14 protein-coding genes are annotated in these 13,111 nt (G+C 65.4%); 11 read left to right on the top strand and 3 right to left on the bottom strand.

Features of this window, described 5'->3' with window-relative positions:
- The first annotated feature begins 82 nt into the window (after positions 1–82).
- From RDU24_RS06220 to RDU24_RS06170, 11 genes are all read left to right on the top strand, one after another.
- Positions 83–1,552 carry an adenylate/guanylate cyclase domain-containing protein gene (locus tag RDU24_RS06220; protein WP_308734882.1) on the top strand — a complete coding sequence of 490 codons (1,470 nt, stop codon included), beginning with the start codon at positions 83–85 and terminating at the stop codon, positions 1,550–1,552.
- Entirely contained in the window at positions 1,534–2,784 is a 1,251-nt protein-coding gene (locus RDU24_RS06215; RefSeq protein WP_308734881.1) for a diguanylate cyclase, read from the top strand. The genes RDU24_RS06220 and RDU24_RS06215 overlap by 19 nt, the downstream gene beginning before the upstream one ends.
- 166 nt (positions 2,785–2,950) lie before the next feature.
- A complete protein-coding gene (locus RDU24_RS06210) occupies positions 2,951–3,634 on the top strand; it encodes a hypothetical protein (protein ID WP_308734880.1) in 684 nt (227 codons plus the stop codon).
- A gap of 116 nt (positions 3,635–3,750) precedes the next feature.
- On the top strand, positions 3,751–4,935 hold the full coding sequence (gene argJ / locus RDU24_RS06205) for a bifunctional glutamate N-acetyltransferase/amino-acid acetyltransferase ArgJ (RefSeq protein WP_308734879.1): 1,185 nt from the start codon (positions 3,751–3,753) through the stop codon (positions 4,933–4,935).
- A gap of 20 nt (positions 4,936–4,955) precedes the next feature.
- Positions 4,956–5,636 (top strand): HD domain-containing protein, encoded by a 681-nt coding sequence (locus RDU24_RS06200; RefSeq protein WP_308734878.1) that lies wholly within the window; start codon positions 4,956–4,958, stop codon positions 5,634–5,636.
- Positions 5,637–5,825: 189 nt separating this feature from the next.
- Entirely contained in the window at positions 5,826–6,632 is an 807-nt protein-coding gene (locus tag RDU24_RS06195; RefSeq protein ID WP_308734877.1) for an MlaE family ABC transporter permease, read from the top strand.
- Positions 6,633–6,642: 10 nt separating this feature from the next.
- Positions 6,643–7,476: an ABC transporter ATP-binding protein gene (locus tag RDU24_RS06190; RefSeq protein WP_308734876.1), complete on the top strand. Its 834-nt coding sequence runs from the start codon at positions 6,643–6,645 to the stop codon at positions 7,474–7,476.
- A gap of 86 nt (positions 7,477–7,562) precedes the next feature.
- Complete coding sequence (mlaD, locus tag RDU24_RS06185) at positions 7,563–8,006, top strand: outer membrane lipid asymmetry maintenance protein MlaD (protein ID WP_308734875.1); 444 nt, start codon at positions 7,563–7,565, stop codon at positions 8,004–8,006.
- 38 nt (positions 8,007–8,044) lie between these two features.
- On the top strand, positions 8,045–8,668 hold the full coding sequence (locus tag RDU24_RS06180) for an MlaC/ttg2D family ABC transporter substrate-binding protein (RefSeq protein ID WP_308734874.1): 624 nt from the start codon (positions 8,045–8,047) through the stop codon (positions 8,666–8,668).
- A gap of 31 nt (positions 8,669–8,699) precedes the next feature.
- A complete protein-coding gene (locus RDU24_RS06175) occupies positions 8,700–9,536 on the top strand; it encodes an MlaA family lipoprotein (RefSeq protein WP_308734873.1) in 837 nt (278 codons plus the stop codon).
- 26 nt (positions 9,537–9,562) lie between these two features.
- Positions 9,563–10,057: a metallophosphoesterase family protein gene (locus tag RDU24_RS06170; protein WP_308734872.1), complete on the top strand. Its 495-nt coding sequence runs from the start codon at positions 9,563–9,565 to the stop codon at positions 10,055–10,057.
- A 218-nt stretch (positions 10,058–10,275) separates the two neighbouring features.
- Here the strand turns inward: RDU24_RS06170 and RDU24_RS06165 are convergent, their stop codons facing one another.
- The 3 genes from RDU24_RS06165 to RDU24_RS06155 form a co-directional block, all read right to left on the bottom strand.
- A complete protein-coding gene (locus RDU24_RS06165; protein ID WP_308734871.1) occupies positions 10,276–10,512 on the bottom strand; it encodes a hypothetical protein in 237 nt (78 codons plus the stop codon).
- Between the two features lie 105 nt (positions 10,513–10,617).
- Positions 10,618–11,829 carry a murein transglycosylase domain-containing protein gene (locus RDU24_RS06160; RefSeq protein WP_308734870.1) on the bottom strand — a complete coding sequence of 404 codons (1,212 nt, stop codon included), beginning with the start codon at positions 11,827–11,829 and terminating at the stop codon, positions 10,618–10,620.
- A 224-nt stretch (positions 11,830–12,053) separates the two neighbouring features.
- Positions 12,054–13,106 (bottom strand): glycosyltransferase, encoded by a 1,053-nt coding sequence (locus RDU24_RS06155; protein ID WP_308734869.1) that lies wholly within the window; start codon positions 13,104–13,106, stop codon positions 12,054–12,056.
- Positions 13,107–13,111 lie beyond the last annotated feature (5 nt).

Below are 13,111 nucleotides of genomic sequence, written 5' to 3'. Positions count from 1 at the left end.
GCGGGGCATGGTAGAGTGAACGCTCACCGCCCCGCCCTTGCCGTATCGCAAGGGCCCCAACGCAACAGGAGCCTCGCGCGCCATGACAGCCGACAGACTTGACCAGAAGCTCGCCGCCCTCGCCGCCTTTCCCCAGGCGGATGAGGCCGTCGTGGCCCGCATGGGCGAGCTTTTGCCCGGCCTGGACGACAGGTCCGTCCGGCGCGTGAACCCTCTGCGCTTCGCCTCGGAGCACGGCCTGCCCGAAGACAAGGTGGTGGACTTCTTTTTATGCGCCACCCGCGCGGGACTGTTCGACCTGTCCTGGAACCTGACCTGTCCTGCCTGTGGCGGCATATTGAACCGCAACGGGAGCCTGGACGAGCTTTCCGGGCCGGAAATGGAGCACTGCGTGCTCTGCGACATTGACGTGCAAAAGAGCCTTGACGACCACGTGGAGACCAGCTTCACCTTGAGCCAGGCGGTTCGGGAGCTGGACATCCAGGCGCACACAGACCTGCAAAGCTATCTGGCGGCGCACTTTTCCGGCAACGTCACCCTCGACCCGGAATTGTGGGCGTACGTTTCCTCCGTGTTGCGGGGCTATCTCGGCCTCGGCCCGGGTGAGGAGCGGGAGGTGCTCTTTGCGGACTGGAGCGAGCCGCGCTTCCGGGTGGTCTCCATCGCCGTGCACGAGGCCGTCTCCGTGCCCATGGGCGCCGGGCGCGCCGAAGCGGAGCAGACCCTGCGCCTGAGCCTCAGCAGGCGCGGCTTCGAGGCCAGCGTTTCCCCCGGCCCTGAGCTTCTGCCCGGCCCGGTGCGCGTCATCGCCCGCAACCTGCTGGACGACCCCGTCGGCCTGTCCTTTTTCGCCGTGGACTACACCCGGCTGCATGAGATCATCGCCCGCGCCCGGAACACCGTGCGCCCCTTCCTGACCGGCAAGTCGCTGCTCACCAACCAGACGTTCCGGGAGCTGTTCCGCGTCCAGACCCTGGCGCCGAACCTGAACCTGAACATGCGCAGCCTGACCGTTCTGTTCACCGACCTGAAGGACTCCACCGCCCTGTACGAGAAGATCGGCGACGTGGCGGCCTACAGCCTGATCCAGAAACATTTCGACGCCCTCGCCCGGGTCGTTCGCCAGCACCGCGGGTCCGTGGTCAAAACCATGGGCGACGCGGTCATGGCCGCCTTCTCCGACCCGACGGAAGCCTTGCGCGCCGCCATCGGCATGCTTGACGCCGCGGCCTGCCTGGGCCAGCAGGTGGGCCTCAAGATCGGCCTGCACGAAGGCCCGGCCCTGGTCATCAACAACGTCGGCAGCCTGGATTACTTCGGCCAGACCGTGAACGTGGCCGCGCGGGTGCAAGGCTTGGCCGGATCCGGCGAAGTCTGGGCCAGCGGCGGTCTCATGTCCTGGCCCGGCGCGGCGCAGGCGCTTTCGGCCCTTGGCTGGACGAGCCAGGAGCACCAGGCCACCCTCAAGGGCGTGGGTGGAACAACAACCGTATTCCAGCTGCTCCCTCAAGCAGCGCGCACACAGGAGCCTTTATGTCCAGAGTACTCGTAGTCGAAGACAGCCGCACCTTCTCCTCCCTGCTTTCGCGGCGCATCACCGAGGAGATGGGCCACCAGGTGGTGGTGGCGAACTCCATGGCCAAGGCCGAGGCCATCCTGGCCATGGACACCGACTTCTTCGTGGCCCTGCTTGACCTGAACCTGCCCGACGCCCCCACCGGCCAGGTGGTGGACCTCGTGCTCGCCCGCAACATCCCCTCCATCGTCTTCACCGGCGAGCTGGACGACGAGCTGCGCGACCAGTTCTGGGCCAAGCGCATCGTGGACTACATCCTCAAGCAGAACATGGACAACGTGGCCTACATGCTCTCCCTTGTGGAGCGCCTGCACCGCAACCCCGCCATCAAGGTGCTGGTGGTCGACGACTCCCAGAACGCCCGCTTCGTGGTGGGCGAGCTCCTGCGCGCCCACCGCTACCAGGTGCTGGAGGCCGAGGACGGGCTTGCGGCCCTGGCCGTGCTGGCCGAGCACCCGGACATGCGCCTGGTCATAACCGACTACAACATGCCGAACATGGACGGGTTCGAGCTGGTGCGCAGCATCCGCCGCGACCACGCCAAGGACCAGATGGGCATCATCGGCATCTCCGGCGCGGACAAGGTCGGGCTCTCCGCCCGTTTCATCAAGAGCGGGGCCAACGACTTTTTGCACAAGCCCTTCCTCACCGAGGAGTTCTACACCCGCGTGACCCAGAACATCGAGCTTCTGGAATACATCGCGCAGATCAAGGACCTGGCCGAGAAGGACTACCTGACCCGGCTGTACAACCGGCGCTACATGTTCGCCGCCGGGCCGAAGCTCATGGCCGCCCAGACCCGCAGGGGCCAGGGCGTGGTGCTGGCCATGCTCGACATCGACCACTTCAAGCGCATCAACGACACCTTCGGCCACGACGCGGGCGATGCCGTGCTGCGCCAGATGTCCGCGCTGCTGACCGCGCGCTTCCGCACCTCGGACATCGTGGCGCGCTTCGGCGGCGAGGAGTTCTGCGTGCTGGCCACCGACATGAACCCCGCCGACGCCGGCAGGGTCTTCGAGGACTTGCGGCAGAGCTTCGAGTCGAGCCCGGTGAGCTTCGGCGGGCAGAGCATCCCCTACACCGTGAGCATCGGCCTGTGCACCAGCGCCCTGGAAGGGCTGGAGGCCATGATCAAGGCCGCGGACGACGCGCTGTACGTGTCCAAGAACGACGGCAGAAACCGGGTGACCCTGGCGGGGAGGTAGCGCCCCGCCCGCCGAACGAGAAAGCCCCTGGCGGAAACGCCGGGGGCTTTTTTGTTGCGAGTTGATACGCTTATGCGTTAGCGGCTTCTTGAAACAGCGGGATCGTGTATCGGGGGGGCATGTATCCACCGCACGACATTTCGCGCAGACAATTACAAGAGGGCTTATGCCACTGTTCAAAGGGATCAGGCGTTGGTTTACGGCTGTTGCTGCGATGTCCCTCCTTACGGCCTTCGGGGGAATCTCTGTGGCGGCAGGCACCTACTCCATGAGAGCAACCGTTGATCGTCCACAAACTGGTCCCTTCGCCAAGAACCAGCTACCGCCGGAAATTCAAGCGCTCATTGGTCTTAAAATTCCACAAGAAATGCGGTCAGTGAACGTACGCAACAAGGCAACGGGGATAATTGAAACCAGCAAGCGCCTGATGCTAGGACATATACCTAATTTCTTTCAAGTCTCTTCAGGTGTGGTCGACATTGGCTTCATCGGTCAGACGCCTGCCTTTGTCGTCTTGAAACTTACCCCCATGCGAGAAAGGGAGATTCTGAATATTGAGGTTCTCCCTGCCGAGCACCTGAACATGCAGCTCGTGGATGGCAAGCTTCAGTGGGGGAAGGGGCTCAACGATGTCTTTGATATCTGTAAGCAAACCACTTCGACGAGTTCCATGGACAGATACGACGCCATAGTTGCGCTGGGGAAACCAGAAGTAGGAAATGAAGATTGTGAGCACACAACCCGACAAATCAAACTCGCCTGGGGGGTGAATACGCGAACCGGACGTATCGAAGTGATCGCCCCTGAGACGGTGGAGTGTCTCTTGCCCGCACCAACAATCTGTAAATGACAGGCGCCCGCCATCCCCCAAATCACCCTTTGAATCCCGGCACGGCCTGTGCTAAGTAGTTCACCTGCGCGGGCAGCCCACACGCTGGCCGCGACGATGTTTCGCGAGGTGCGCCTATGACCATCGTGCCCAAGGGCTACCGCTTCGGCGTGGCCGCCGCAGGCTTCAAAAAGGCTGACCGCAACGACCTGGGGCTCATCCTGAGCATCGGCCCGGCTGTTGCCGCGGGCGTGTTCACCACCAACCGCTTCCAGGCCGCGCCCGTGCTGGTGTGCAAGGAGCTTTTGGCCGAGAGCCCCGTGGCCCGCGCCATCGTGGTCAACTCCGGCCAGGCCAACGCCTGCACCGGCGACGAGGGCCTGGCCAACTGCCGCGCCACGCTGGAGATCGTCTCCGAGTTCGCCCGCGTGCGGCCCGAGGAGATCCTCCCGGCCTCCACCGGCGTCATCGGCGCGCAGCTCAAGATGGACCTCTGGGCATCCGCCGCCCTCAAGCTCGGCGGGAGCCTGGGCCGCGCCACGGCCATGGACGTGGCCAAGGCCATGATGACCACCGACTCCTTCCCCAAGCTCTCGACCCGGAGCGTGCAGCTCGAAGGCGGCGAGGTGCGGCTGCTCGGCATGTGCAAGGGCGCGGGCATGATCTGCCCGACCATGGCCACCATGCTCGGCTTCGTCATCTGCGACGTGGACGTGGAGCCCAAGGCCTGGCGCGAGATGCTCTCCTTTTGCGCCGACCGCTCCTTCAACGCGCTGACGGTTGACGGCGACACCAGCACCAACGACACGGTCATCGCCCTGGCCAACGGCGCCTCCCGCGTGCGGGCGGAGTCCAAGGCCGACCTGGCGCTGCTGCGCGCCTGCATGCTCGAGGTCTGCCAGGAGCTCTCCTACCGCATCGTCCAGGACGCCGAGGGCGGCACCAAGGTGGCGCACATCGCGGTGACGGGCGCCAAGAGCCACCCCCAGGCGGAACTGGCCGCCCGGGCCATCGGCAACTCGCCCCTGGTCAAGACCGCGCTCTTCGGCTGCGACCCCAACTGGGGGCGCATCGTGGCGGCGCTGGGCCGCAGCGGCGCGGACTTCAACCCCATGGACGTGGTGCTCAAGATCGGCGGGATCCTGGTGTTCGAGAAGGGCCAGCCCTCGCCCGAAGATTTGGACGCCCTGCTCGCGCCGTGCATGCGCCACCAGGACGTGAAGATCGAGCTGTGCATCGGGCCGGGCAACGGCGAGTTCACGCTGCTGGCCTCGGACCTGACCAAGCGCTACGTCGAGATCAACGCGGACTACCGGACCTAAGGCGGGAGGCACGCACCCCCATGTCCCGCCTGAAAAAACGTTCTCGCCTCACGCGCCTGGCCGACTTCCTGTTCGAGTGCGGCATGCTCAGAAAGACCCCGCGCACCGGCTACCAGTTCCTGGGCACCGGCGCGGAAAACGTGGCCGAGCACTCCTTCCGCACGGCGGTCATCGGCTTCGTGCTGGCCCAGATGGCCGGGGCCAACAAGGAGCGCACGGCCATGATGTGCCTGTTCCACGACCTGCACGAGGCGCGCACCGGCGACTTCAACTACGTGGCCCACATGTACAACGCCAGCCAGCGCACCCGCGCCCTGGCCGACGCGCTTTCCGGCACCGGCCTGGACGACGACCTCATGCCCCTGTGGCGCGAGCTGGAGGAGACCGAGAGCGTGGAGGCGCGCCTGGCCCAGGACGCGGACCAGCTGGACCTCATCGTGAACCTGAAGGAGCAGTCGGACCTGGGCAACGCCTACGCCGACAAGTGGCTCAGCGCCGCGGTGAAGCGCATCCGCACGCCCGAGGGCAAGAAGCTCGCCAAGGCCGTCATGGAGACCGACCACACGGACTGGTGGTTCCTGGGGCCGGACGAGTCCTGGTGGGAGAAGAAGAACGGCTCGCGCAAGGATCTGCCAAAGATTTCGCCCCACTGCCAAGCCGCCCCCGAGGCGGAGGACAGCGGGGACGAGGACGGCCAGTAGCCCCGGAATCACGTTTTTGTTTTAAATGCCGGGCCTCCCGCCCCTGGGGATTGCGCGGAGCCCGGCCTTGTGCTAGTCAATGCGGGTCGCCAGGGGGGCAGCGTGCGCCCGGCGGCGTCATTTTGCGGACACAGAGGGGAGCCTTGGCAGGCTTGGCTTGGCACGGCTTGAGAGGGGGACTCCGCAGCAATGATACACGGCAGACGCCCGCAGCTTTCGCCCATCGCCCACCTGGGCGACGCCACCTTGCGCTTTGTGGGCGACACGGGGGCCATGTTCCTGTTCCTGCTGGAATCCACCGCCCGCATCTTCTCCTCCCTCGGCCAGTTCCAAAAGACCGTCCGCCAGATCTACTTCATCGGCGTCAAAAGCCTAAGCGTCATCACGCTCATCGGCCTGTTCACGGGCATGGTCATCGGCCTGCAGATGCACTACGCCCTGGCCAAGTTCGGGGCCGAGGGCTTCCTGGGCGCGGCCGTGGCCCTGTCGCTTGTGCGCGAGCTCGGCCCCGTGCTCACCGCCATCATGATCACCGGCCGGGCCGGGTCGTCCATGACCGCCGAGATCGGCGTCATGCGCATCAGCGAGCAGGTCGACGCCCTGCGCGTCATGGACATCAATCCCGTGGGCTACCTGGTCAGCCCCAAGCTGGCGGCCAGCATCCTCTGCTTCCCCATCCTCACCGCCTTCTTCGACCTGGTGGGCATGGCCGGCGGCTACCTCACCGGCGTGCTGCTCCTGGGCGGCAACAGCGGCGTGTACTTCTACCGCATCCAGGCCTACATGAAGCTAAGCGACGTCACCGGCGGCTTCTACAAGTCCCTGGTCTTCGCCATCGTTGTGTGCACCGTGTGCTGCTTCATGGGCTACTACACCCACACCCGGCGCGACGCCGTCGGCCCGGAGGCCGTGAGCCAGGCCACCACCGCCGGGGTGGTGACGTCCTGCATCCTGATCCTTTTGTCCGACTACATCATGACCTCGCTTCTGTTCTAGGCGGCACGAAATGACGCAGGAAATCACCCCGGACATCCGCCTCGAAGGGCTCACCATCGGCTACGGCAAAACCGCCGTGGTCAGCGACATCAACGCGGTGCTGCCCGGCGGCAAGATTTCGGTGATCCTGGGAGGCTCTGGCTGCGGCAAGTCCACCCTGCTCAAGCACATCCTCATGCTCCAGCCGGCGCTTGGCGGGCGCATCATGATCGGCGCGCACGACCTTGCCGAGCTGGACCGCAGGGGCATGCACTGCCTGCGCCAGCGCATGGGCGTGCTCTTCCAGGACGGCGCCATGCTCGGCTCGCTTACCCTGGGCGACAACGTGGCCCTGCCCCTGAGGGAACACACCAGGCTCGACGAGAAGACAATCCGCGAGCGCGTGCTGGCCAAGCTGGCCCTGGTGGGGCTGGAGGATTTCTACGACTACTACCCCAACGAGCTCTCCGGCGGCATGCGCAAGCGCGCCGGGCTGGCCCGCGGCATGGTCATGGACCCGCCGCTCTTGTTCTGCGACGAGCCCACCAGCGGACTCGACCCGGTGACGGCGGCCGAGCTGGACCAGCTGCTGCTGGAACTCAAGAAGAGCTTTGACATGACCATGGTGGTGGTCAGCCACGACCTGAACAGCATGCGCACCATCGCCGACCACGTGATGGTGCTGGGCGAGGGCCGGGTGCTCTACAACGGCGACCTGAAAGGGCTTGAGGCCACCACGGACGAGTATCTGCGGCGCTTCCTCGACCGCCAGGCGCAGGCGCGCACCAGCCCCAGGCTGACCATGCCCGCGCTCGACTTCAAGGTCATGAAACGCGACTGTTCCAAATATCTGGAAGAAGGCTAGCGCGTCGACAGGCAAAGGCCGACGCGTCACATGGGCTGGGTCCAAGGGTATCGACGGACCTGCAGCCAGGCCACGGGAGGTGCAAGATGAACAAATATTCGAAGGAAACCCAGGTGGGCATTTTCGTGCTGCTGGGGTTCATGGCCATCGCCTACATGAGCATCAAGCTCGGGAACGTGCACCTGTTCTCCGACAACTACTACCCCATCGTCGCCAAGTTCAACGACGTGACGGGCCTGAAGCTGAACGCGCCGGTGCAGATGTACGGCGTGGAGATGGGCTTCGTGGAGAAGATCGGCATCGACCAGGACACGGGCATGTCCTCGGTGACCCTGCGCATCCGCAAGGACATCCAGCTGACTGACGACACCATCGCCTCGGTGAAGACCAGCGGCCTCATCGGCGACAAGTACGTGAAACTCTCGCGCGGCGGGGGCGACACCATCAAGGCCGGAGCCATCCTGCGGGATACGGAATCGGCTATTGACCTTGAGGAATTAATCAGTAAGTATGTTTTCGGCGGCGTGTAAATAACGCGGCCCATAACCCATTGGCGGTACTTTTGAAGATGAAAAAAATCTCAATTATCCTTACCACATTGGCCATCCTGGCCTGTTTCTGTTCCGCCGCGCTGGCTGGCGAGCCGCAGGACCGTTTGAAATCCGGCATCGACAAGGTCATCGCGATTTTGTCCGACCCGGCCATGAAGGGTCCCGCCAAGCGCGCCGAACGTCAGGACAAATTGCGCACCGTGGCCGACGGCTTCTTCGATTGGCGCGAGCTTTCTCGCCGCGCCGCGGCCGAGGGCTGGAAGAAGTTCACCCCCAAGCAGCAGGACGACTTCGTGACCAGCTTCTCGGAGCTGCTGCAGAAGACGTACGTGCGCAAGCTTGAGAAGTACAACAACGAAAAGGTCAACTATCTTGGCGAGCAGATCGCCGACAACCAGGCCTTCCTCAAGACCCAGGTCGCCATGAAGGACAAGACCATCCCCATCAACTACGTCATGATCAAGCATGACCAGTGGATGGTCTACGACGTGGTGGTCGAGGGCGTGAGCCTGGTCAAGAACTACCGCACCCAGTTCGCCAAGATTCTGTCCAGGGAAACCCCGGACACGCTCATCCAGCGCATCAAGGACAAGATCGCGGCATTGGACGCGGGCAAGAACGTCGACGACGTGGCCAGCTAGCACAACGCCGATGAGTCACAAGGCGGTACGCATGCACAGATTGACCCGAGTTCTCTTGGCAACCGTTGCCCTGACGCTGCTCTCCTGCGTGGTGGCTCTGGCCGCCACCGCCCCCACCGGCCCGGCAAGCCTGGCCGAGAAGCCCGCGACGAACATGCTCCTGGCCTATGGCGACGTGGACATCTGGGACGAGACCGGCCAGATCATCAAGAAACCCGCCAACGGCGACAAGCTGACCAAGTCGGACATCGCCGCCCAGACCCCGGACCCCCTTGAGGGCTGGAACCGCATGTGGTTCGGCTTCAACGACAAGCTGTACTTCTGGGCCTTGAAGCCCGTGGCCCAGGGCTACGGAGCCGTGATCCCCGAGCGTCCCCGCATCTGGGTGGGCAACTTCTTCCACAACCTCATGTTCCCGGTGCGCTTCGTCAGCCTCATGCTCCAGGGCAAGCCCGACGCCGCCGCCGTGGAGACCTCGCGCTTCATCGGCAACACGGCCTTCGGCCTGGGCGGCTTCGCCGACGTCACCGCCGACAGCAAGCCCTACAAGCCCATCGGTTCCACCGAAAAGGACCTGGGCCTGACCTTCGGCTACTGGGGCGCGGGCAACGGCATGTACCTGGTGTGGCCCTTCATCGGCCCCTCCTCCGCGCGCGACACCGTGGGCTATGCGGGAGACTACTTCCTGACCCCGATCTCCTACATCCACCCCTGGTACTGGTCCATCGCCACCAAGGGCTATGACAAGATCAACGAGGTCTCCATGCGCATCGGCGACTACGAGACCCTGAAGGAAGCGTCCATCGACCCGTACGAGGCCGTGCGCGACGCCTACCTGCGCAACCGCTACAAGAAGATCAACGACTAGGACAGGCCGCGGCCAGTTTCCACACCATGCGACTGGCCGTCATCTCCGATTCGCACCTGTCCATTCCTGATGACCGCTTCGAGCGCGTCTACGACCGGTACCTCTCCGGCGCAGACGCGCTCTTGCATTGCGGCGACATGGTCAGCGCCGCGCTCTACCACTCCCTGTGCCGCCATCCGCGCCTGCTGGCCGTGCGCGGCAACTGCGACCACTTCTTGCTCGACCACGACCTGCCGCAGACGCTGAGCGCCGAGCTGCCCCTGGCCTCTGGCCGGAAGCTGCGCATCGGCATGGCCCACGGCTGGGGCGAACGCTCCACCGTCTGGCAACGCGTGGCCGACACCTTCCCCGCGCACGACCTGATCTGCTTCGGCCACACCCACCGCCGCGCCTGGACCGAGCACCAAGGCGCGCACCTGCTCAACCCCGGCAGCCTGGCCGAAGGCTCCATGGCCTACATCGACGTGGCCGACGACGGCGCTCTCACCTGCACCTTCGTGGACGTTGCCCCGGACGACTAGCCCCCCCGCGCTCCGCGACCAGACTGGCGTGCCCCTCTGTTGTCCCCATTGGGGCTTGTGCTGGCGCGCCTCAACAGGCCCGTGGCCGGGCCATCGCCTTCAGGAACGCCTGGCGGCTCATGAGCGGGGAGGAGTGGCGCTAGGCCGGGTACCGCCTAGAGCTTCTCGACGACATCCCCCAGCTGGTTGGCCTTTGCCTTGCCCTGCCGACCCGCCTCCTAGGCCTTGGGCTTGACCTTCTCAACTCCCTTCTTCGCGCCGCTTTTGGCCCGTTCCGCCGCGTTCTGAACCGGTTTCGGGGCGGAGTCCTCGGCCTTCTCCGCCATCTTCTTGCCCTGGCCGGCGATCGACTTGGCCTTGCCCTTGACCTTGCTGCCGATGCCGGCCTGGAGCGGGGCGGGAACGGCCAGCAACAGACACAGACACGCCACGAATGTCGTGAACACCCTGCGCATGCGGCACCTCCAAGAGGTCATGCGTTGTCTCTGCGGGGGGAGCTTCCTGATTTCGCCACTACAACAGGCGCGCGCGGCTTGCAAGGGTCTGCGGAAATGCGCGGGCTACATGCCCACGAACTCCTTCTTGGCGGCCAGCACCTTCTTCAGGTAGTCGCGCGTCTCCTGCGCGGCGTGGCGCTCCACGATGGTGTCGTAAACTGCCATGGGGGGGCGGGCGTTGATGAGCCTGAACGCCTGGCGCTTGTCGCGGCTGAAGGTCTTCAGCAGCGCGCCCGCGCCGCCGTTGTAGGAGGCGATGACGCAGTACTCGCGGGAGAGCTCGTCGCCCACGTCGGAAAGCATGCGGGTGGCCAGCAGGCGCAGGTAGGCGGTGCCGTAGGTGATGTTGTGCGCGGGCTCGAACAGGTAGCTCTTGCTCGGCTCGCCGGGCCTGCCCGTGAGGTACTCCTGCACGTCGGCCCCGGCGGTCTGCGGCACCACCTGCATGAGCCCCACCGCGGGGATGGAGTTGATGGCGTAGGGGTTGAAGTCGCTCTCCACGCGGATGATGGCGTAGATGAGGTTGCGGCTGACGTGGAAACGGGCCGCGGCCTGCTCCACCTGCGGGCGGAACTTGGCCGCGCGCACCTGCATGTGGTCGTTGATCATGGGGATGACCACGAAACTGACGGTCTTGCCCGCGTTCTCGGAGGCGCGCCTTTGCACGCTGCGCTCCACGACGTCGCGGGCGAACTCCTCGGCCTGGGCTTCGCTCGCGATGTCGCGCCCGCGCGAGTCCTTGACCTCGCCCAGCAGGAAAGGCTTGCCGCCAAGGCGCACCGGCCCGGCGGAATAGAGGTCCACCGCGCGCGGGTCGTACGGAGTCAGGAGCATGGTGGCGATGGCCGCGCGAAGGCTGGCATGCGGGGTGTCCTGGTCGAGCGTCTCCACCAGGATCAGGCCGCGCTCGAAGTCCACGCTGGCGCGGGACAGGTAGTTCTGGGTGTACTTGACGTACTTCTTGGGTTCCGGTTCGCGCACATCGCGTTCGCCCCAGGTGCCGCCCACGGCGCGGCGAAAACTGGCCACCAGGCTCTTGAAGCGCTTGTAGTCGGCCTCGATGGCGCTGGGGTGTGTGGCGTAGTGGATGGCCTTGTTGCGCGCCATGCTGACGGCGGCGCTGGTGTCGCCGCTGGCAACCCGGGCGATGCTCACGGCGTCGCTGACGGAGCAGGAGGCCACCAGCAGGGCCAGGCCGAGCACGCAGAGGGCACAAGGAAGCGGGCGCAAGCGGGCTGTATGTCGGAAAGGGGGACTGGGCGGTGATGCGGGCATGGGCGGCCTCCTTGCGTTCCTGGCCTTGCGGCCGGACGCCGGGCATTAAAAAACCCCAGTTGACCGTGGGCAGTGGATCGGAACCTTTGTGATAATGGGCACTGCCCTTCACTTCTTGTAATGTTGGTTCCCGATGCCGTTCTGGCTCTCACCTGTCGTCCAGGGTACTTTGAAGATAAGCATGTCCTGTGCCAAAGTCAGCAGGCTGGCGATAATTATTCTTACTAAAGCCCGGAAAGCGAGAGCCTGCGGGCCTCCGCGAGATAGAGTGCGGACAGGTCGGCCTCGCCGCAGTGCTCGGCCCAATGCAGAAACAACAGCCGCAGGGTGGAAATTCTGGCGCGGTCCGGGTTTGACAGGCGCCAGGAGGGCAGGCCTTCGTCAAAACCTTGGCGCAAGAGCGCGGCCAGCGCCGCCGCCCGGTGCCGGGGCCGGTGGGCCGCGTCCACACGGGCGAACCCGGCCCGGGCGTAGGCCTCGCGCCGGTCGTCGCCAGCCGGATGACCGTCGGCTAGCAGCCCGCGGGCCTTGACGGCGCAGTCGGTCTCGTTGTCGGCCTCATAGGTGACGAAATGCACCCCGTCCTCGAAGAGCTCGTCCTGCCCGTTGGCGATCCTCGGCGTGAGCAGGCAGGCCCCGCAGGCCAGGGCCTCGAACACCCGGAAATTCAGGTCGCCGCGCTCGGCGATGTTCAGGGCCACCTTGGCGCGGGGCAACAGCTCGGCGAAGTCGCCCCGGCGCACGGCCAGGGCCGGGAACTCGCGTCCCAGGCGGGCCAGGAAGTCGTGCCGTTGCGGGGTTGTCTCCGGGTCCACCGTGCCCACGAACAGGAGGTCGAAGTCCTTGGCGACGGCCTGATCCCCGGCAGGCCTGGGCCGGTAGCGGTCCTCGGCAAAGGGCGGCAGCCAGAGCACGCGCTCAGGCGCATGGCCCGTCGGCAGCTCCGCGCGGAAGCGCTCCACATCGCCCTTGAGGCTCACGGCGCAGAGGTCGAAGGCCCCGGCGTAGAGCGGGTACCAGCCGTGGATGTGCGAGTCGATGCAGTAGAAGGCCGTGAGGCACGGGTAGCGCTCCAGGCCGAGCAGCGGCGGCGGCAGGCTGCGGTCGGTGTAGACCACGGCGTCCGGGGCGGCCCCGCAGCGCTCGCAGATCTCCTCCCAGGAGAAGGCGCCGGGCCTGGTCAGCGGCAGGCGCACCACGCGGAACCCCTCGGCCTCCATGTGGTGCATGAAGAACTCGCCGCCCACCCAGGCCAGCAATGTTCCGTTCTCGCCCATGCCCT

Origin of the sequence: Humidesulfovibrio sp., from assembly GCF_031082295.1 — a bacterium.
GTDB lineage: Bacteria > Desulfobacterota > Desulfovibrionia > Desulfovibrionales > Desulfovibrionaceae > Humidesulfovibrio.
This window is presented reverse-complemented; position numbering and strand designations above follow the sequence as displayed.

Coding starts and splice junctions, on each gene's coding strand:
- RDU24_RS06220 (WP_308734882.1), top strand. CDS start 83: ATGACAGCCGACAGACTTGACCAGAAGCTCGCCGCCCTCGCCGCCTTT.
- RDU24_RS06215 (WP_308734881.1), top strand. CDS start 1,534: ATGTCCAGAGTACTCGTAGTCGAAGACAGCCGCACCTTCTCCTCCCTG.
- RDU24_RS06210 (WP_308734880.1), top strand. CDS start 2,951: ATGCCACTGTTCAAAGGGATCAGGCGTTGGTTTACGGCTGTTGCTGCG.
- argJ (WP_308734879.1), top strand. CDS start 3,751: ATGACCATCGTGCCCAAGGGCTACCGCTTCGGCGTGGCCGCCGCAGGC.
- RDU24_RS06200 (WP_308734878.1), top strand. CDS start 4,956: ATGTCCCGCCTGAAAAAACGTTCTCGCCTCACGCGCCTGGCCGACTTC.
- RDU24_RS06195 (WP_308734877.1), top strand. CDS start 5,826: ATGATACACGGCAGACGCCCGCAGCTTTCGCCCATCGCCCACCTGGGC.
- RDU24_RS06190 (WP_308734876.1), top strand. CDS start 6,643: ATGACGCAGGAAATCACCCCGGACATCCGCCTCGAAGGGCTCACCATC.
- mlaD (WP_308734875.1), top strand. CDS start 7,563: ATGAACAAATATTCGAAGGAAACCCAGGTGGGCATTTTCGTGCTGCTG.
- RDU24_RS06180 (WP_308734874.1), top strand. CDS start 8,045: ATGAAAAAAATCTCAATTATCCTTACCACATTGGCCATCCTGGCCTGT.
- RDU24_RS06175 (WP_308734873.1), top strand. CDS start 8,700: ATGCACAGATTGACCCGAGTTCTCTTGGCAACCGTTGCCCTGACGCTG.
- RDU24_RS06170 (WP_308734872.1), top strand. CDS start 9,563: ATGCGACTGGCCGTCATCTCCGATTCGCACCTGTCCATTCCTGATGAC.
- RDU24_RS06165 (WP_308734871.1), bottom strand. CDS start 10,512: ATGCGCAGGGTGTTCACGACATTCGTGGCGTGTCTGTGTCTGTTGCTG.
- RDU24_RS06160 (WP_308734870.1), bottom strand. CDS start 11,829: ATGCCCGCATCACCGCCCAGTCCCCCTTTCCGACATACAGCCCGCTTG.
- RDU24_RS06155 (WP_308734869.1), bottom strand. CDS start 13,106: ATGGGCGAGAACGGAACATTGCTGGCCTGGGTGGGCGGCGAGTTCTTC.